Origin of the sequence: Streptomyces sp. NPDC005784 (assembly GCF_042871525.1) — a bacterium.
Lineage (GTDB): Bacteria > Actinomycetota > Actinomycetes > Streptomycetales > Streptomycetaceae > Streptomyces.
The window spans coordinates 453,215-471,495 of the sequence record NZ_JBIAIQ010000003.1; the positions used below are offsets into that span (position 1 = coordinate 453,215).

15 protein-coding genes are annotated in these 18,281 nt (G+C 69.6%); 7 read left to right on the plus strand and 8 right to left on the minus strand.

Annotated features, from left to right (window positions below; all coding sequences use genetic code 11):
• Positions 1-316: 316 nt before the first annotated feature.
• On the minus strand, positions 317-1,324 hold the full coding sequence (locus tag ACFYR3_RS07420) for a hydroxyacid dehydrogenase (protein WP_355840106.1): 1,008 nt from the start codon (positions 1,322-1,324) through the stop codon (positions 317-319).
• 176 nt (positions 1,325-1,500) lie between these two features.
• Here ACFYR3_RS07420 and ACFYR3_RS07425 point away from each other — a divergent pair, with 176 nt between their 5' ends.
• The 6 genes from ACFYR3_RS07425 (at position 1,501) to ACFYR3_RS07450 (ending at position 10,590) form a co-directional block, all read left to right on the plus strand.
• The gene (locus tag ACFYR3_RS07425; RefSeq protein WP_355840105.1) at positions 1,501-2,748 is read left to right on the plus strand and encodes an FAD-binding protein; all 1,248 of its coding nucleotides are present in this window, start codon (positions 1,501-1,503) and stop codon (positions 2,746-2,748) included.
• 266 nt (positions 2,749-3,014) lie between these two features.
• Positions 3,015-4,262 (plus strand): ROK family transcriptional regulator, encoded by a 1,248-nt coding sequence (locus ACFYR3_RS07430; RefSeq protein WP_355840104.1) that lies wholly within the window; start codon positions 3,015-3,017, stop codon positions 4,260-4,262.
• 249 nt (positions 4,263-4,511) lie between these two features.
• Entirely contained in the window at positions 4,512-5,774 is a 1,263-nt protein-coding gene (locus tag ACFYR3_RS07435) for a sugar ABC transporter substrate-binding protein (RefSeq protein WP_355840103.1), read from the plus strand.
• Between the two features lie 20 nt (positions 5,775-5,794).
• The gene (locus ACFYR3_RS07440) at positions 5,795-6,760 is read left to right on the plus strand and encodes a sugar ABC transporter permease (protein WP_355840102.1); all 966 of its coding nucleotides are present in this window, start codon (positions 5,795-5,797) and stop codon (positions 6,758-6,760) included.
• On the plus strand, positions 6,757-7,647 hold the full coding sequence (locus ACFYR3_RS07445) for a carbohydrate ABC transporter permease (RefSeq protein WP_389281931.1): 891 nt from the start codon (positions 6,757-6,759) through the stop codon (positions 7,645-7,647). The genes ACFYR3_RS07440 and ACFYR3_RS07445 overlap by 4 nt, the downstream gene beginning before the upstream one ends.
• Positions 7,648-7,659: 12 nt before the next feature.
• Positions 7,660-10,590 carry a glycoside hydrolase family 2 TIM barrel-domain containing protein gene (locus ACFYR3_RS07450; RefSeq protein WP_389281933.1) on the plus strand — a complete coding sequence of 977 codons (2,931 nt, stop codon included), beginning with the start codon at positions 7,660-7,662 and terminating at the stop codon, positions 10,588-10,590.
• Between the two features lie 77 nt (positions 10,591-10,667).
• Here the strand turns inward: ACFYR3_RS07450 and ACFYR3_RS07455 are convergent, their stop codons facing one another.
• Both ACFYR3_RS07455 and ACFYR3_RS07460 read right to left on the minus strand, forming a co-directional pair.
• On the minus strand, positions 10,668-11,372 hold the full coding sequence (locus ACFYR3_RS07455; protein ID WP_389281935.1) for a hypothetical protein: 705 nt from the start codon (positions 11,370-11,372) through the stop codon (positions 10,668-10,670).
• On the minus strand, positions 11,369-13,075 hold the full coding sequence (locus ACFYR3_RS07460) for a PHP domain-containing protein (RefSeq protein WP_389281937.1): 1,707 nt from the start codon (positions 13,073-13,075) through the stop codon (positions 11,369-11,371). The genes ACFYR3_RS07455 and ACFYR3_RS07460 overlap by 4 nt, the downstream gene beginning before the upstream one ends.
• A 247-nt stretch (positions 13,076-13,322) precedes the next feature.
• On the opposite strand from ACFYR3_RS07460, the gene ACFYR3_RS07465 reads away from it, so the two are divergent.
• Positions 13,323-13,910, plus strand: coding sequence for a TetR/AcrR family transcriptional regulator (locus tag ACFYR3_RS07465; protein ID WP_389281939.1), 588 nt, complete (start codon positions 13,323-13,325; stop codon positions 13,908-13,910).
• Positions 13,911-13,920: 10 nt separating this feature from the next.
• Here the strand turns inward: ACFYR3_RS07465 and ACFYR3_RS07470 are convergent, their stop codons facing one another.
• From ACFYR3_RS07470 to ACFYR3_RS07490, 5 genes are all read right to left on the minus strand, one after another.
• Positions 13,921-14,391, minus strand: coding sequence for an Lrp/AsnC family transcriptional regulator (locus tag ACFYR3_RS07470; RefSeq protein ID WP_389281941.1), 471 nt, complete (start codon positions 14,389-14,391; stop codon positions 13,921-13,923).
• 117 nt (positions 14,392-14,508) lie between these two features.
• Positions 14,509-15,348 (minus strand): enoyl-CoA hydratase/isomerase family protein, encoded by an 840-nt coding sequence (locus ACFYR3_RS07475; protein WP_389281943.1) that lies wholly within the window; start codon positions 15,346-15,348, stop codon positions 14,509-14,511.
• Between the two features lie 191 nt (positions 15,349-15,539).
• The gene (locus ACFYR3_RS07480; RefSeq protein ID WP_389281945.1) at positions 15,540-16,148 is read right to left on the minus strand and encodes a DJ-1/PfpI family protein; all 609 of its coding nucleotides are present in this window, start codon (positions 16,146-16,148) and stop codon (positions 15,540-15,542) included.
• A 581-nt stretch (positions 16,149-16,729) separates the two neighbouring features.
• Positions 16,730-16,915, minus strand: a complete 186-nt coding sequence (locus tag ACFYR3_RS07485) for a hypothetical protein (RefSeq protein WP_355840095.1) — start codon at positions 16,913-16,915, stop codon at positions 16,730-16,732.
• A gap of 114 nt (positions 16,916-17,029) precedes the next feature.
• Positions 17,030-18,274: a glycosyltransferase family 2 protein gene (locus ACFYR3_RS07490; RefSeq protein WP_355840094.1), complete on the minus strand. Its 1,245-nt coding sequence runs from the start codon at positions 18,272-18,274 to the stop codon at positions 17,030-17,032.
• Positions 18,275-18,281 lie beyond the last annotated feature (7 nt).

The following is an 18,281-nucleotide window of genomic DNA, read 5'->3' on the forward strand; positions in this document are numbered from 1 at the left end:
GGCGGCCACCCCCAGGAGGAGGACACCTGGGGGTGGCCGCCTGCCGGGTAGGCGTGGCGTGATCGACCGCGTGCCCGCGCCAACCGCCCGCACGCCACCCCTGCAAGCGCCCCTCTGCGGAGCCCCCAATCGGGCCACGCTCACGGGCCCCCCGGGCGCCCCACTCAAGCGCCCCGCTCAGGGGACCCACCCAGCCCCCGCTCAGGCGGCCCACCCCGAGCACCCCGCCGCGGAGCCCCCCTCAGGGCCACGCTCAGGGCCACGCTCAGGGGCCAACTCAAGCACCCCGCTCAGGCGGCACGCTCAAACACCCCGCTCAGGCGGCACGCTCCAGGCCCTTCAGGTCGATCCGGAACTCAAGTTCCCCTCCCGACAGCAGGCGTTCGGCCTCGGCGAGCACGGTCAGGCCGAGGCGGGCGACCTCGTTGCCCTGCGAACCGGCAAGGTGGGGGGTGATGAACGCGTTCGGGAGGTCGTGCAGCGGGGAGTCGACGGGGAGCGGCTCGGGGTCCGTGACGTCGAGGATCGCGCTGATCCGCTCGGCGCGCAGCTCGTCGACGAGGGCGTCGTGGTCGATCAGGGAGCCGCGTGCGGTGTTGATGAGGACCGATCCCGTGGGCATCAGCGCGAGTTCGCGGCGGCCGATCAGATGCCGGGTCTCCGGAGTCTCCGGTGCGTGGATCGTGACGATGTCGCTGCCTGCGAGCAGGTCGTCGAGCGGCAGCAGGGGGACGCCGAGGGCGGCGGCCCCGGCCGCGTCGACGTAGGGGTCGGCGAGGCTCACCGCCAGGTCGAAGGGCCGGAGCAGTTCGATGAGGCGCCTGCCGATGCGGGAGGCGCCGACGACGCCGACGCGGCGGCCGAAGTTTCCGAGGCCGGGGAGGATCTCTCCGTAGGGGAAGGTCCGTTCGGTGCGCAGGCGTTCGCGGTGGGCGAAGACGTCCTTGCCCGCGAGCAGGATCATGGCGAGCGTGTACTCGGCGACGGGCAGCGCGTTCGCAGCGGCGGCCGACGACACGACGATCCCGCGCTCCCACACCGCCGGGGTCGCGAAGCTCTTGACGGAGCCGGCGGCGTGCAGCACGGCCCGCAGCCTCGGGGCCGCGTCGAGCATGTCGGCGTCGAGGACGGGGCACCCCCAGCCGGTGATCAGGATCTCGGTGTCGGCGAGGCGGGCCCGTACCCGCGGATCGGTGAAGTCGTCCGCCGCCAAGGAGAGGTCGATGTCCACCGACTCGCGCAGCCGGGCGAGTGCGTCGGGAGGGAAGATCCGGGTCACGTTCTCGGCGGTCATGGCGAACATCGCCACAGGACGCTCGGGCAAGGAGGTGGCCTTCCGGTTCGGTGACTTCGGCGACAGCAACCGCTCTCCACCGTAGGTCTCGCCACGTGAGAGGGTCAACGGACAGGTCTGCCACCTGGGCGGACAGGCAGGGTAGGTTCCCCGGGTGGTCATCGCACGGGCCACGTACAGCGACTTCACGGGAAGGGACGACAGGGATGACTCGGACCCTGACCAACTGGGCCGGCAACATCACGTACGCGGCCAAGGAGCTGCACCGGCCCTCCTCGCTCGACGCGCTGCGCGCGCTGGTCGCGGACAGCTCCCGGGTGCGGGTGCTGGGCAGCGGGCACTCGTTCAACGAGATCGCCGAACCGGGTGCCGACGGCGTACTGCTGTCGCTGACCGCGCTGCCGCCCGCGCTGGACGTCGACACGACGGCCCGTACGGTACGGGTCTCGGGCGGCGTCCGGTACGCCGAACTCGCCCGCCGGGTGCACGAGCACGGGTTCGCGCTGCACAACATGGCCTCCCTCCCGCACATCTCCGTGGCGGGCTCGGTCGCCACCGGCACCCATGGGTCCGGGGTCACGAACGGGTCGCTCGCCTCCGCCGTGCGCGAGGTCGAACTGATCACGGCGGACGGCTCGTCCCTGACGATCGGCCGGGGTGACGCGCGCTTCGGCGGAGCCGTGACCTCGCTGGGCGCGCTCGGTGTGGTCACCGCGCTCACGCTCGACCTGGAGCCGGACTTCGAGGTGAGCCAGCACGTGTTCACCGAACTCCCCTTGGAGGGGCTGGACTTCGAGACGGTCGCGGGGTCGGCGTACAGCGTGAGCCTGTTCACCGACTGGGGGCACCCCGGCTTCCGGCAGGTGTGGCTCAAGCGGCGTACGGACCAGCCGCTGCCCGACTTCCCGTGGGCGGCGCCCGCGACCGTGGCGATGCATCCCGTGCCGGGCATGCCCGCCCGCAACTGCACCGAGCAGCTGGGTGTCCCGGGACCCTGGCACGAGCGACTGCCGCATTTCCGGGCCGAGTTCACCCCGAGCAGCGGGGCCGAGTTGCAGTCGGAGTATCTGCTGGCGCGCTCGGACGCCCTGGCGGCGCTGCACGCCCTGGACGCGATCCGTGGGACGATCGCGCCACTGCTGCAGATCTGCGAGGTACGGACCGTGGCCGCCGACGACCAGTGGCTGAGTCCGGCGTACGGCCGGGACACCGTGGCTCTGCACTTCACCTGGGTCGAGGACACCGAGGCCGTGCTGCCTGTGGTGCGGCGGGTCGAGCAAGCGCTGGAGCCGTTCGGGCCGCGGCCGCACTGGGGCAAGGTGTTCACCGTGCCGCCGACGGTGCTGCGCGAACGGTCCCCGCGGCTGGCCGAGTTCAGGGCACTGGTGGACGAGCTGGACCCGGCGGGCACCTTCACGAACGCCTTCGTGGGGGACTTCCTCCACCGTTCCTAGGGACTGAGCGGGAGTGAGTCCGGTTTCCAGGACCCGTGCCCGGCCGAACCCCGACCTTCCTCCACCCCCTTTCCTAACCCCTTGTCGAAAGTCCCCACCAGGCCATAGCCTTGCGCAGCGCCGGGGCCGACGGGCCTCGTCACGGCGCGGAGGGACCGAGGTCACCGCTCGGCGCCGTGCCGCCCCGGGGCACTCCCGGACCGCGGCCCGAAGATCTGGTCGGCCGACGCGCCCGGTACCCGGTGCGCGGAAGCGAGGAGAGTCCCATGAAGCGCGGTACATCACGCGACATCCGCACCGCGAACCGTTACGAGGTGCTGCGCCAGATCATCGCCGAATCCCCCACCTCGCGGCAGGAGTTGGCGACGGCGACCGGTCTCAGTCTGGCCACGGTCGCCACGCTCGTCGGTGAGCTGCTCGACCTCAGGATGCTGACCGAGGTCGGGTTCGAGGACTCCGCGGGCGGCCGGCCGCGGGGGCTGGTGGCGGTCAACGCGGCGGGTGGCGCCCTCATCGGCGTCGACATCGCGGAAACGTACGTCCGCGTCGAGCTGTTCGACCTGGCCCTGAACGTGCTCGCCCGCGCCGACGAGGACATGCGCCCCGGCGAGAGCCGCCCGGAGCAGGTCGTCGGGCATGTCGCGGCCGCCGTCGGCTCGGTGGTCGCGCAGGCCGGGGTGGAGGGCGCCCGGGTCCTGGGCGTGGGCGTCAGCGTCCCCGGGCAGGTCGACCGCGACTCGGGGATCGCGGAGTACGCGCCCAACTGGGACTGGCATGACGTGCCGTTGCTCGATCTGCTCGCGGAGCACATCGCCTACCCCCTCTATCTCGACAACCCGCTACGGGCCTGTGCCGTCGCCGAGTTGTGGTTCGGCGCGGCCCGAGGTCGCGGTGACGCCGTGGTGGTCAATCTGGGTACGGGCGTGGGCGCCGGTCTCGCGCTCGGCGGTGGGCTGCACCGCGGTGTCAGCAACAGCGCCGGCGAGTGGGGCCACACCACCCTCGTGCTGGACGGCCGGCTGTGCCACTGCGGCAACCACGGGTGCGTGGAGACGTATGTCGGGGCACCCGGCATCATGCTGAATCTGCGGGAGTTGAGCCCCGGGAGCGCCCTGCTGCACCCGGAGGACCAGACCGCCACCATCGACGCCCTCGCGGCGGGCGTCGCCGCGCGGGACCCGGTGGCCCTCAAGGTCGTCCGCGACACCGCCCGTTACCTCGGGGCGGGGATCTCCGACCTGGTGAACCTGCTCAACCCCGAAGTGGTCGTGCTGAGCAGCTGGGTCGCGGCCACGCTCGGGGAACCGCTGCTGCGCGAGGTGCGCGAGGCAGTCGCCCGGCACGCGTTGCGGCGTCCCCTCGCGGCCACCGAGATCGTCCTCTCGCCCATTCCGACCGACCCGGTCTGCCTCGGCGCGGCCACGTTCGCCCTCGAAGGGGCACTGCAGTCGGTCGGCCAGCGGCCGGCCAAACGGTCCACCCCCGCGAGGAGCCGCACCGCGCCTCCGGTCTGACGAAGGCATCGACGCCATCGGCGCGACCCGCTCCAAGTAGGGCCGCGCCGAGGTGAGTTGGTCCGAGAAGGTCCGCCGCGGCGGTGGACCGCGACCCCGCGCGTCCGGTATCCCGAACCCCCTACAACGCTTCGCACCGACTTCGTCTAACCCCTTGCCGAAGCCTTAGCAGAAGGTTAACGTCCCGCACCGCACCGCGAATTCGAGCCGCAGCCGCACTCAGACCGCATCCAAGACAAGGACGTCACCATGTCGGCATTGAGCAGCAACTGGGACCGTCGATCCGTACTGCGGGCCGCCGCCGGCCTCGCCGCCCTCGGGCCACTGGCCGCGTGCGGCAGCAACAACGGGCGTTCCGGGGGTGGAAGTTCGGGCAAGGAGTTGGTCCAGTACTTCCACGCCTACGGGGAGGCGGGCACCGAGCAGGCCATCAAGAAGTACGCGGGTGCCTACGACAAGGCCCAAGTGACCACGCAGTGGATCACCGGCAGCGACTTCGAGAGCAAGCTGTTCGCCTCGCTGCTCACCAAGAACGCGCCCGACCTCTTCGAGTTCCACCCGCAGATCCAGCTCGTCAAGAGCGGCCAGGTGGCGGACCTGAGCGGCATCATCGATCCGGTCAAGGACGACTTCAACCCGGCCGACATCGCCTCGCACACCGTCGACGGGAAGATATACGGCGTCCGGATGATCGACGACCCGCAGTTCTTCTTCTACCGGCCCTCCCTGCTCGAGAAGGCCGGCGTCAAGGTGCCGACCACACTCGACGAACTCATCGAGGCCGCGGCGAAGTTGACGACCGGCAAGGTCAAGGGCCTGTTCATCGGCAACGACCTGCACGCGGTCATCAACCCGCTGATCTGGTCGGCGGGCGCCGACACCCTCGACGCCAAGAACCAGATCGCCTACCACACCGAGGGGGTCAAGGAGGGTCTGAAGAAGATGCGGGGACTCTTCACCAGCGGCCATCTGCTCCTCGACGCCCCGGCCGACTACTGGGACCCCTCGGCGATCAACCAGGGCCTGTGCGCCATCCAGTTCTGCGGGATGTGGGCGATGCCGCAGATGCAGCAGGCGCTCGGCGACGACATCGGGGTCTTCGCCTTCCCGAAGGTCATCGACTCCGGCAAGCCCTCCGTCTACAACGGCGGCTGGTCGATGTTCGTCAACGCCAAGGGCAAGAACGTCGACCTGGCCAAGGAGTACGTGAAGTGGCTCTGGATCGACCAGAAGAAGTACCAGGAGGACTGGTCGCTGTCGTACGGGTTCCACATCCCGCCGCGCTCCTCGCTCGCCGCCTCCGCCACCAAGCTCAAGTCGGGCCTGCCCGCCGAGGGCGTCAAACTCTTCGGCGAGTACGGGCACTTCGACAACATCGGCTGGACCCAGTCCATGATCACCGCCCTTGAGGACGTCTTCGCCAACTGCGTCCGCAAGAACGGGGACCCGGAGGCCGCGCTCGACAAGGCCGACCAGACCGTCAATCGCGAGCTCAAGAAGCTCTTCGGATAGACCGACGGACGGGCTGCGACATGTCGACCACCACCTCACGCGGTGTCTCGCACCCCGCCCCGGCCAAGGCCGCGTCGGCCCGGCCGAGGCGGGGGCTGCGGGGCGGCAGCACCTTCAACTTCTGGCTCTTCACCGGCCCCTTCCTCATCGGCCTGCTGGTCTTCGTCTACGTGCCGATCGGCTGGAGCCTGTGGCTGAGCTTCTTCGAGGCACGCTTCACGGTCACCCCCGACAAATTCGTCGGCTTCGACAACTACCGGCAGATGCTGGAGAACAGCAACTTCACCGGGTCACTGGTGACGTTCACCGTGTTCGCCGCGTTCATCGTGCCGCTCACCTGGGCGATCTCCCTCGGCCTCGCGCTGCTGGTGAACCGGCTGCGGTTCATGCGGGCGTTCTTCCGGTCGGTGTTCTTCCTGCCGACCGCGTGCAGCTACGTCGCCGCCTCGCTGATCTGGAAGATGTCCATCTTCAGCGGGGTCCGCTTCGGACTGATGAACACCGTCCTCGGCTGGTTCGGGGTCGAGAACATCGCCTGGCTGGCCAACCCCGATCCGCCCTGGTACTGGCTGGTCATCGTGAGCGCCCGGCTCTGGCTCCAGGCCGGCTTCTACATGATCCTCTTCCTGGCCGCCCTGCAGAACATCCCGCCGGAGCTGTACGAGGCCGCCGCGATCGACGGTGCAAGGCCCGGCTGGCAGACCTTCCGCCACATCACCCTGCCGCAGTTGCGCGCCACCTCGACGGCCGTGATCCTGCTGCTCCTCGTGGCCGCCTACCAGGCCTTCGACGAGTTCTTCAATCTGCTCTCGAAGACCACCTGGGGCCGCCCGCCACTCGTCGAGCTGTACTACACGGCGCTGGGCCAGGCCCAGGACTACGGCGCGGGCAGCGCGGGCGCGGTCATCCTCACCCTGCTGATCTGCATGGTGACGCTGCTCCAGGGCAAGTTCATGGGATTCGGACGCGGGGAGGAGGCCGAGTGACCACCGTCGTGCCGGGCCGCAAGGCCCACGCCGCCGCGCCGCGGAAGCGCCGTCGGGACCGGGGCGGTGTCCTCGGCAGCACCGGCTTGTACGTCGCCACCGGCGTCGCCGGTCTGCTGTTCCTCGTCCCCTTCTATCTGCTCGTGCGCAACTCCCTGTCGACCGACGCCGAAATCACCGGTGAGAACTGGCAGTTCTTCCCCACCGACCTCAAGTGGGGCAACATCGGGGAGCTGTTCGACGACCCGACCGTCCCCTTCGCGCGCTCCCTGTGGAACTCCGCCGTAGTCGGAGTGCTGCACACCCTCGGCACCCTGCTGGTCTGCTCGCTCGCCGGCTACGGCCTCGCGCGCATCCCGTACAAGCACGCCAACAAGGTCTTCTACGGGGTGCTGGTCACCCTGATGGTCCCCTCCGCCGTGACGTTCGTGCCGAGCTTCGTGCTCGTCTCGTCGCTCGGCTGGGTGGACAGTCTTCGCGGTCTCATCATTCCGGGGCTTTTCAGCGGTTTCACGTGCTTCCTCTTCCGGCAGTACTTCTTGGGGTTCCCGAGAGAACTGGAGGAGGCTGCGCGCATGGACGGGCTCGGCTACTGGGGCGCGTACTGGCGCATCGTCGTGCCCAACTCGCTGAACTTCTTCGCCGCGATCGCGACCATCACGTTCATCAGCGGCTGGAACGCCTTCCTGTGGCCGCTGGTCATCGGCCAGAACCCCGACGCCTGGACGGTCCAGGTCGCCCTGTCCTCGTACATGACGAACCAGACCGTCAACTTCCATCTGATCTTCATGGCCACGGCCATTTCCATCCTGCCCCTGGTGTTCGTGTTCCTCTTCCTCCAGCGCTGGCTGGTCCAGGGAATCGCGCAGACCGGCATCAAGGGCTGAACTAGGAGACGCATGTCTTTCCGCACCTCTCCCGGACTACCGGCCTCTCCCACCACCACCGACTACGTCGAGGACGTCTCCCCCGGCAGCGGCACCCTTCCACCACGCGCCTGGTACCCGGCCTCGGACGCCAGGTCCCTGTCCCTGAACGGCAGTTGGAGCTTCCGGCTCTCGCCCACCGCCGACGCCGAGGACGACTCCTTCGCGGCCGAGGAGTACGAGCCCGGTGACTGGGCCGAGGTCCAGGTCCCCGGCCACTGGGTGCTGCAAGGCCATGGATCGCCGATCTACACCAACCACCTCTACCCGTTCCCGGTCGACCCGCCGCGCGTGCCGACCGAGAACCCGACCGGTGACCACCTGCGCCGCTTCGACCTGCCGCCCGACTGGCCGGCGGACGGCGGGACGGTCCTGCGCTTCGACGGGGTCGAGTCCTGCGCCCGGGTCTGGCTGAACGGAACGGACCTCGGCGAGTTCAAGGGCTCGCGGCTGCCGCACGAGTTCGCCGTGGGCCAGCTGCTGAAACCGGGCGGCAACGTCCTCGCGGTCCGGGTGCACCAGTGGTCGGCGGGCTCCTACCTGGAGGACCAGGACCAGTGGTGGCTGCCGGGCATCTTCCGTGACGTGACCCTGCTGCACCGCCCGGCGGGCAGCGCGCTCGACTTCTTCGTGCACGCCTCCTACGACCATCACCAAGGCCTGGGGACCCTGCGCGTCGACTCCGACGTCGACGGGCGGGTCCTCGTGCCCGCCCTGGACATCGATGTCGAGACCGGCACGCCGGTCACGGTGCCCGTACTGCCGTGGACCGCGGAGACACCCCGGCTGTACGACGGCGAACTGGTCACCGAGGGCGAGCGCGTCGCTCTGCGCATCGGGTTCCGTACCGTCGCGCTCGAGGACGGTCTGATCAAGGTCAACGGCACGGCGATCCTCTTCAAGGGCGTCAACCGGCACGAATGGCATCCGGAGAACGGCCGCGCCCTCGATCCGGAGACCATGCTCGCGGACGTGCTGCTGATGAAGCGGCACAACATCAACGCCGTGCGCACCTCGCACTACCCGCCGCACCCCGCCTTCCTCGACCTGTGCGACGAATACGGTCTGTGGGTCATCGACGAGTGCGACCTGGAGACCCACGGTTTCACCGAACAGGCCTGGCGGGACAACCCCGTCGACGACCTCCGCTGGACACCCGCGCTGCTCGACCGGGCCGCGCGCATGGTCGAACGCGACAAGAACCATCCGTCCGTCGTCGTCTGGTCCCTCGGCAACGAGGCCGGTACCGGGCGTGGACTCACCGCCATGGCCGAGTGGATCCGGGGACGCGACGGCTCACGGCTCATCCACTACGAGGGCGACCTCGACTGCCGTGACACGGACGTCTATTCACGCATGTACGCCGATCACGCCGAGGTCGAGCGGATCGGCCGACGCCTGGACGGCGGCGGCCTGAGGCGACGTCAACTCCCCCTCATCCTCTGCGAATACGGACACGCCATGGGCAACGGACCTGGCGGACTCGCGGACTACCAGCGCCTCTTCGCCTCGTACGACCGCGTCCAGGGCGGCTTCATCTGGGAGTGGATCGACCACGGCATCAAGGACGAGCGGCACGGGTTCGCGTACGGCGGCGACTTCGGCGAGGAACTGCACGACGGGAACTTCGTCTGCGACGGACTGCTCTTCCCGGACCGGACGCCGTCCCCCGGACTCGTCGAGTACAAGAAGGTGATCGAGCCCGTCCGCATCGACGGTGGGGGCTCGCCCTCCTCGTCCGAGCGGGGCCGGGAACCGATCTCGGGCTCGGACGGCACCGTGCGCGTCACCAACGGGTACGACTTCGCGGACCTTTCCGCGCTGGCCTTCGAGTGGTCGTACCAAGTGGACGGCGAGACGGTCGAGTCGGGGCCGCTCCCGGTGCCCGCGCTGGCGCCGGGCGAGTCGGCCGACGTCAAGCTGCCGACGCCGCCCGCGGACCCGAGGGGCGCCGAGACCCAGTGGACGGTCCGGGCGGTGCTGGCCGAGGAGACGGCGTGGGGGCCGCGCGGCCATGTCGTCGCATGGACCCAACTACCTGTCACTGAAGCGGCTGTGCCGCGCTTCACGCCGTCCGGTGGTCCGGTGCGGAGCGAGCGGGTGATCACCCTCGGGCCGGGCACCTTCGACGCCCGCACCGGTGCGCTGCTGACCGTCGGCGGGGTCGAGGTCACCGGCCCGCGCCTCGACGTGTGGCGCGCCCCGACCGACAACGACAACGGCGCGCACTGGCAGCCGGACGCCCGCTTCGGCCCGCTCTGGCGCACGCTGGGCCTGCACCGGATGCGGCACCGCCTTGACGGGGTGGAGCCGGGCGACGACGCCCTGACCGTACGCACCCGGGTGGCACCCGCGGCCCGGGAGGTCGGCCTGCGCACGGTGTACCGGTGGACCTCCGACGGTACGCGGCTGCGGCTGACCGTGTCCGTGGCACCGGAGGGCCAGTGGAAGCTGCCGTTGCCTCGGCTCGGTGTCCGGCTCGGGCTCCCGGGTTCCGCGGACCGGGTGACCTGGTTCGGCGGCGGTCCCGGCGAGGGATACCCGGACACCAAGTCGGCTTGCATGAACAGCCGTTGGGAGTCGACGGTCGACGCGATGCAGACGCCGTACGTGCGCCCGCAGGAGAACGGCGCCCGGCCCGAGGTCCGCTGGGCCGAGATCGGTGGCCTGCGGATCGAGGGCGACCCGGCCTTCTGGTTCACCGCGCGCCGCTGGACGACCGAGCAACTGGACGCCGCGGACCATCTGCCGGATCTGCGCCCCGGTGACACGGTCTGGGTGAACCTCGACCACGGCCAGCAGGGCATCGGTTCCCAGTCGTGCGGTCCCGGCGTGCTTCCCCAGTACCAACTGCGGGCAATGCCCGCGGAGTTCTCGTTCGTCTTCTCGGAGATCCAGGACTGACACGCACCTACCGAGCGCGGCCGGACGGCTCTTCAGCCGTCCTGCCGCGCTCGTGTCCCGCGCCGCGCCCGCCGGACTCAGTGGTCGGCGCAGCAGGGTGTCGGGTCCGGCACCTCGAAGGGGACCAGGGAGCCGCCCGCGGCGGGCATCGCCGTGAGGACCAGGCGACCGTCGCGCCACTCCGGACGTACGTGGTCGCGGGTGACCAACTTTGCCTCCGGATCCGCGCCTTCGGGAGCGCCGAGTACGGCGACCTGTTCCACCGCGGAGACTTCCAGCAGTCGTGCGACGGTCAGGACGCCGGTGACGGCGTCGGCCCCCGGGTACAGGACGGCGCGGCCACCCGTGCGCGCCGTGTGTTCGGCGGCGGCGTGGACGGCTCCGGCCGCGAGGTCGGCGGGTCCGTGCCGCTCACCGCCGAAGGCGGCACCCAGGAGTGCACCGGGGCCGGCATCAGGACCGGCCCCCACCCCGCTGCCCTCGTCCTCACCGGCACCGACACCGACACCGACACCGACACCGACACCGGGGATCGTGCCGGTTCCGGACCCGCCTGACCCGTTCTCCGTGAGCCGATGCCAGATCGCGCGGGCCGCACGCTCCGACGGCACGGCGAAGGACAGCGCCGTGTGCGGCCGCCGTCCGTCCCGTACGTGATGCGTGCAGCCCAACACGTGGTCCGTCAGCCCGAGTTCGGCGGCGAGCGCACGCAGCAGGTGGTCGGCCTCCCGCAGAGCTCCCGTATGACCGGTGTCGACCCCGACGACGTACCACTCGCTCACGACGGGAGGACCCACACCGGGTTGGAGTAGAACCACAGGTCCTTCCACGGGTCGGCGTCGCCGAGGACGTCCACGGCCGGGCCCACCGGGTCGACCGCCGCGCCCCTCAGACCGACGCCGGAACGGTTGCCGTCGGTGCCCCGCAGACGGACGTACACCGGGCGGTCGACGGCGCCGAGGTCGTAGGTGAGGCGGACCGTGCCGGCCGACTTGTTCACCTCGTAGGACTTGGTGACCCGCGCGGTGGGAGCGGTGATCGTGTCCCGGTCCGCGGCCGCGCCCGTCACATCGCCCTGGATGACGTCGACGCGGGCCAGCTTGGGAACGAAGCCGGCCCAGTTGGGGACGCCGGCCAGTCCCACGTCGACGGTGAGCGTGACCCGGGTGCCCTTGCGTACGTGCAGCGCGCCGCCGAGGGTGGCCCAGCGTCCGCCGCCCGAGACCCGGGCGTCGAGACCGCTCAGGAGCTGCCCGTGGTCGACCCACACACGTCCGGCGCGGATGCCGTCCATCACGGCGGCGTACGAGAATCCGTCGGAGCCGACGTGCGTACGGCTGTACTGGCCGGGCCAGTAGTCGCCCTGCGTGAGGTCGATCCTGCCGCCGTAGACCGGGTCGGTGTGCCGGCCGTTGGCGGTGAAGTCGCTGTCCGGTCCGCCGCGTACGGCGGTGTCCGTGTAGACCTGGTGGGAGTCGGAGTTGGCGGTGATCCACCAGGGCTTGCCCTCGGCGAGGAGGCTGTCCCACAGACCTCCGACGGTGGCGGTCATCCAGTCGAAGCCGCCCCAGGTGCGGTAGCTCTCCAGCGGGTACCCGGCGAAGGAGTTGGCGCTCGGGCTGTTGTCGTACAGACCGCGCGCGACACCCATGCCGTACGTCTTCTCGATACCGCCGCCCTGGTGACCGGGCGCGCCCTCGAAGCCGACGGCGATCTGGTGGGACGCGGGCGTCGCGTCGCGCCAGGCACGGATCTCGTGCGGGGAGTCGAGGCCCTTGCGGGCGGGGTGGTTGGCCAGCATCAGGATGTCCTTGACGCGGCGCCGCTGGACCTGCTCGGAAAGGAAGTTCAGGCCCGCGATGGCGAGCGCCTCGTTGGCGGGCGTCGAGTCGGAGGCGTTCTTGACGCTGCCGTCGTAGTCGGTCTCGAACTGCTTGAGGACCGCGACCTCGTTGCGGCCCGGGTGGACGAACACGGTGCCGTGCTCGGCGGCCGGGATGTTCCACTCCAGGCCCTGGAAGACGAGCGTGTCCTCGTAGGCGTCCCGGGCCTCCCGGATGTCCGGGTTGACCTTGTCCACACCGATCTTGGCGTGCGTCTCGCTGCCGTGGTCGGTGATGACCATCCAGTCCAGGCCGTGCGCGGCACCCTGCCGGACCTGGTCGCGGACGCGGTACTTGCCGTCGCTGCTGTACTGGGTGTGGATGTGGTGGTCCCCGGCCAGCCACAGGAAGCCGTCTCTCCGCCGGCCGCCCGTGGAGGCGTACGCGGGGGTGGCGGCCCCGGCGAGGACGCCGCCGGCGGCGAGGCCCGCGCCGAGCAGTCCCGCGCGGCGCAGCATCGAGCGGCGCGACTGCTGCTCCGGGGTGAGGGCCTCGTCGGGCACGGAGGTGTCGAAGGCGGCGGGCAGCGGGGCGCCCGTCTTCTCGTGGTCGTGATCGTGGTGATGGTGATGCCCGTGCTCGTGTCCGTGCGTGTGCCCCATGACCGCCTCCTGAATCCCGCCCCGCCCCTGCGGGCGCGTCATGAGGACATTCGACGCGGAGCATGAACGGCGGGCGGCGCCCTCGTGTTCGCGGGGCGACCTGGGTCGGTCAACTGCCCTTACCTAAAGGCCTGGTGACATTCCGGATGTCCGTTGCGTCAGGACTTCCGTGGAGTTGACGGTCCGCCGGGACTAGGGTTCCGCCTGGGTTCCCTAGGAAATACTCTGTGGCGAAAAGGTGGTCCTCATGGTTCGTGCCGGGCTCACGACCGAGCGGGTCGTGCTGGCCGCGGCCGATCTCGCCGACGAGATCGGCTTCGAGAACGTCACCGTGGCGGCCCTGGCCCGGCAGTTCGGGGTCAAGGACGCGAGCATGTACGCGCATGTGAAGAACGTGCGGGAGCTGCGCGAGCGCATCGCGCTGCTGGCGTCCGGGGAGATGATCGACCGGATCGCCACCGCTGTGGCCGGACGGGCCGGCAAGGACGCGCTCGTCGCCTTCGCCGACGCCTATCGGTCGTACGCGCTGGAGCGGCCCGGCCGCTACCGGGCCACCCACACACAGCTCGACCCGTCCCTCGTCGCCGGGACGACGACCTACAGCCGCACCACCGAGGTGACGTACGGCATGCTCCGCGCCTACGGGCTGTCCGAGCCCGATCTGACCGACGCCGTACGCCTGTTGCGCAGCACCTTCCACGGCTACTGCAACCTTGAGGCGATCGGCGGATTCGGCGCCCCGCGTTCCGTGGAGACGTCCTGGAGGCATGCGCTGGACGCACTGCACGTGGCCCTGGCGAACTGGCCCCGAGCCGAGGACGCCGACAGCGGCTGACCCACACCCCTCACGACGTGCCGGCGGGTTCGAGCGGGCTCGTCACCGGGTTGCTCAGATGCTGATAGATCACCGAGCTGCGGTAGTCGACGATCTCGGGTCTCCTGCTGAACCGGTCCAGCAGGAAGGAGTGCAGCCGGTCGACGTCCGGGACGGCGACATGGACGAGGAAGTCCTCGCTGCCCGCGACGACGAAGACCGAGAGTACTTCGGGGAGACCGGCGGCGTACTGCTTGAAGCCCTCGACGACCTCGCGGCTCAGCGGCCGCACCTGCACGGACAGCAGTGCCTGGACAGGGCGGTTGAGGGCGCGCAGGTCGACGGCCGCGTGATACCCGGTGATCACGCCGCGATTGCGCAGCGCCCGCACCCGCTCCAGGCAGGTCGACGGGGCGATGCCGAGCTTGCGGGCCAGGTCCCGGTTGGTCTGCCGCGCATCGCGCTGAAGGTGTTCCACGATCGCCGAATCAAGTTCATCCATGACCGGCACTCTTCCCAATCCACCGAATTGAATTCGGCAGATCGTCCGACGATCGGATCTTCCGTCCGCCGTCGAGGCCCATTGTCCGAACCGGTTACCCGGGGCTCGGCACCCTTGTCAGTCGGCGGCCCTCAAGTGGCCCAGTGCGTCTCCGAGGTCGAGTTCGGTGGCACCACGGGTCTGGAAGCCCTGCTCGAACAACTCAGCTGTTCGCTGCTGTGCGTTCCCGCTCCGGACGAGTTGCTGGAACAGGGCGGCGTCTGCGCGTACTTCGGCTGGAGTCGGCAGGCTGACGGCGTTGATCGCCGACTTGGCCGCGATCAACGCGTCACGGGGGAAACCGCTCACGCGCGCGGCGATGCCTGCGACGAACTCGTCCAGTTCGGCGTCGGGGACCGCACGATTGATCCATCCGTAACGTTCGGCGAGGTCCGCGTCGAAGTCCGACGACGCCAGCACGGCTTCGAGTGCACGTCCCCGGCCCATCAGCCGGGTGAGGTGCTGGATCGCGCCCGCGCCGGGAGGTGCTCCGATTCCAACTTCGGGCTGGCCCAGGACGGCTCCCTCCCGGGAGGCGAAGCGCATGTCGCAGGCGAGGAGGAACTCACTGCCGGCTCCCCGGGCACGGCCACGCAGCTTGGCGATGGTGACCGCCGGGAGCCGGCTCAGCTTGCGGAACAGCATTCCCAGGGAGGCATCGCCGGGGCCTCCGGCCTTCGCGGCCTCAGCGGTGTACTCGGGGACTTTCGTCATGTCGACATGCGGAAAGAAGAAATCGGCGTCGGCACTGTCGAAGATCACCACGTGCGGGGCGGTCGGGTGCGACAGTTCCTCCAGCAGTGCCACCAGGTCCCGCACGACCTCGGGACCGATGAGGTTCATCGGCGGCGCGTCGAATGTGGCGCACAGGACGGTGCCGTCCAGCCTGGTCCTGATGGTCTCGTACGAGGCGGTCATCTCGGGTCCTCCTGTCATCGAGGCCGAAGCTCATCGCGCCGCGTCGGATCGCCCGGGGCTCGACAGCGAACATTCCACCCGGTTTCGCCATGTTATGCCGCGCCGCACCAGTTCTCCTGATGGCGTGAACTCGCGATGGTTTCAGCCCCGGACCACTGAGAGGCGGGCCCTGAGGCAGGATTTCGCGCGCATCAGTGCCGTACGACCTCGCCCGCGTGGACGGCACGCAGGGCACGCTCGACAGTCTCCTGGCTTTCGCCGACCGGAGCCACGTAACCGAGGACGTCCCGCGCGGCGTCCTCTCCCAGCATTCGGGTGATCACCCACGTCGCGAGATACTGCGATGCCAGGCAGCCGCCCGCCGTGGCGATGTTCCCCTCGGCGTGGAACGGCGCGTCCAGCACGGTGACGTTGCGAGCTTCCACGAAGGGCCGGCTCTTGATGTCCGTGCAGGCAGGCATGTCATCCAGCAACCCGAGCCGGGCGAGCACCAGCGCGCCGGAGCACTGCGCACCGATCAGCTGTCGCGATGGGTCGAGCGGCAGCCTGGAGATCAGCCGGTCGTCGGCGACCACCTCGCGCGCCTTCACGCCGCTACCGATCAGCACGACGTCGGCTTCGGTCACGAACTCCATCGGGCGCTGTCCGGTGACCTCGACGCCGTTCATGGACATGACCACCGGCGTCGGTGTCGTGATGAAGGCCTCCAAGCCGTCCTTCCGGCACCGGTTGATCAGCGCGGAGGCGATGAAGCTGTCGAGCTCGTTGAACCCGTCGAAGGTGACCACTGCTACCTGCATGACATCTCCTCGAAGCACGGCACCGGCACTGGAGTGCAGTCTCCCAGGATGCCGCGTCCAGATCCCAGGCCAATGGGCGATCGGTGGCTCGTCTGTCCTGGGCGTCTCCAATCTCCGCCGTCGACCGGTACGGGCATGGCCCCGGCAAGAATGACCTCGCCGCGCACCCGGTCGCCAACCTCGGCATCCAAGAACCGGCGGCGGAAGAAGCTCTCCCGGCATCTCTTCAGCGCGATTCTGCGGGGTGACACGGCCCGCGTGACTGCGCTGCTGCGCGCGGGAACCGACCCGGAGCGAGGGAACAACGAGGGGACCACCCCTCGCTACGAGGCATCCGTGAACGGTAGGGCCGAGATCGCCCGCCTGCTCCTGGCGGCCGGAGCCTCCCCCTGACACCGAAAGCAGCGGCATCGGCGCGGGGGCACACCGTTGTGCGCAGCCGCAGGCTGGGGGCACAGGCGGATCTGGCCGCTGCTCGTCGTAGTGCTCGCTCCGGGAGGGATGGCGCGGTGGAGGGATGGCGGGGTGGAGGGATGGACCGCTGATGGTCCGCCCCTCCACCACTGGCACGGGTGAGTTGCTCAGTTGCCGGCCGCGCTGGCATCGCGCCGTCGACGGCGGGCCGCCGCACCGTAGGTCGTCAATCCGCCCAGGACCAGGGTCAGACTCGCTGCGATGATCAGGTGAACGGTGGAGGAGGCCCCGGTGGCCGCGAGGGATGCGCTCCCGGCGACGATTCCGACTCCTGTACCGCTGAGGTAGTTCACGATCAATTTCCTCTCGGTGGCCTTCCGGCCACATCGGATCCGGTGGTTCAGGCGGTTCGGGTGGGTCAAGTGGGTCGGGTGGGTTGGTGAGTTCCTGCTGTGTGACGGCCGAGGTCACTTCCAGGCGGAGACGCGCGTGGCGTACGACTTCACGACCGAGGAGAGGAACCAGTAGGCGCGCACGATGGAGAACACGAGTCCCGGCAGCATCAGCACGTCGACCAGGACTCCCTTCCAGCCGAGGTGCCGGGTGCGGAAGGCGGCGTAGACGATCCAGAAGGCGACCAGACACAGCCAGACCGGATCCAGGGCGAAACCCGTGCTCGCGATCACGCCGGTCCAGGTGGCCAGCCAGCACAGCGTGTAGATGAACCCGGCGAAGCCGAGCACCATGTTGGTGATGGAGAACCAGGTGTACTTGGTCCAGCCCCGGCGGCGCAGGGTGTCGACGGTCCCGCGCCCCCAGCGCTCCCGCTGGCCGATCAGCTCGCGCAGGGTGGGCATCAGGTCGGTGTAGGCGATGCAGTGCTGGTTGGCCGTCACCTTCCAGCCCGCCTCCTTCAGCGCGAGCGTCGTCTCGTAGTCCTCCACGAGGTTGGCGTGGTCCTCCCAGAACACCTCGCCGCGCCAGCGCAGAATGCTCAACAATGCTTCGGTGCGGTAGAAGGAGCCGGCGCCCGACATGCTGTGGATCCCGAAGCGGTAGCGACCCCGCGCGTAGCGGCCGTACTCCATGATCTGCATCCCCAGCAGGTAGCGCTGCCAGAGGTTCTTCCACAGCCCGGTACGGCCCAGGCAGGTGGCGCTGAGTCCGCCGACGCGCCGGTCGGAGGCCATGACGTTGCGTGCCCGTTCCAGGAACTTCGGATGCAGGCTGGTGTCCGCGTCCATGACCAGCAGGTACTTCGCCGCCGCGGCGAGTCCGCCCGATGAACGGTGCAGCCAGCCGATGGCGTGGTTGAGGGCGCCCGCCTTCTTGTGCGGGTTGTCCGGCAGATTGAAGACGACCGTGCGCGGCACTCCGGGGCGCTCGGCGAACTCGCGGGCGATTGCCTCGGTCCCGTCGGACGAGTTGTTGACCACGACGACGATCAGGTCCGGTGGTGTGCTTTGCGCGGCCAGTGATTCCAGTGCCGGCAGTACGCCGGCCTCCTCGTTGCGAGCGGGCAGAATGACGGCTGTCTCCAGAAGCGGGGCCGCTCCCTGCGAGACCAGGCGTCGCCGGTGGACGCCGCGCGCACGTCGCCCACCGTTGTCGGGTCTGCCCCGGCGGTGGTTTCCGTCGCTGCGTGTGGGGCCTGTCGAGGCCCTCGCCCCTGAGACCGGAAAATCGGTGGCGGTGGTCCCGTGATCGGACATGGTTTTG

What these genes read in the sequence shown, in the direction of transcription:
- ACFYR3_RS07470 (WP_389281941.1), bottom strand. Translation starts at nt 14,391, where the DNA reads ATGGATGAACTTGATTCGGCGATCGTGGAACACCTTCAGCGCGATGCG.
- ACFYR3_RS07425 (WP_355840105.1), top strand. Translation starts at nt 1,501, where the DNA reads ATGACTCGGACCCTGACCAACTGGGCCGGCAACATCACGTACGCGGCC.
- ACFYR3_RS07490 (WP_355840094.1), bottom strand. Translation starts at nt 18,274, where the DNA reads ATGTCCGATCACGGGACCACCGCCACCGATTTTCCGGTCTCAGGGGCG.
- ACFYR3_RS07460 (WP_389281937.1), bottom strand. Translation starts at nt 13,075, where the DNA reads ATGGGGCACACGCACGGACACGAGCACGGGCATCACCATCACCACGAT.
- ACFYR3_RS07465 (WP_389281939.1), top strand. Translation starts at nt 13,323, where the DNA reads ATGGTTCGTGCCGGGCTCACGACCGAGCGGGTCGTGCTGGCCGCGGCC.
- ACFYR3_RS07475 (WP_389281943.1), bottom strand. Translation starts at nt 15,348, where the DNA reads ATGACCGCCTCGTACGAGACCATCAGGACCAGGCTGGACGGCACCGTC.
- ACFYR3_RS07480 (WP_389281945.1), bottom strand. Translation starts at nt 16,148, where the DNA reads ATGCAGGTAGCAGTGGTCACCTTCGACGGGTTCAACGAGCTCGACAGC.
- ACFYR3_RS07450 (WP_389281933.1), top strand. Translation starts at nt 7,660, where the DNA reads ATGTCTTTCCGCACCTCTCCCGGACTACCGGCCTCTCCCACCACCACC.
- ACFYR3_RS07430 (WP_355840104.1), top strand. Translation starts at nt 3,015, where the DNA reads ATGAAGCGCGGTACATCACGCGACATCCGCACCGCGAACCGTTACGAG.
- ACFYR3_RS07440 (WP_355840102.1), top strand. Translation starts at nt 5,795, where the DNA reads ATGTCGACCACCACCTCACGCGGTGTCTCGCACCCCGCCCCGGCCAAG.
- ACFYR3_RS07435 (WP_355840103.1), top strand. Translation starts at nt 4,512, where the DNA reads ATGTCGGCATTGAGCAGCAACTGGGACCGTCGATCCGTACTGCGGGCC.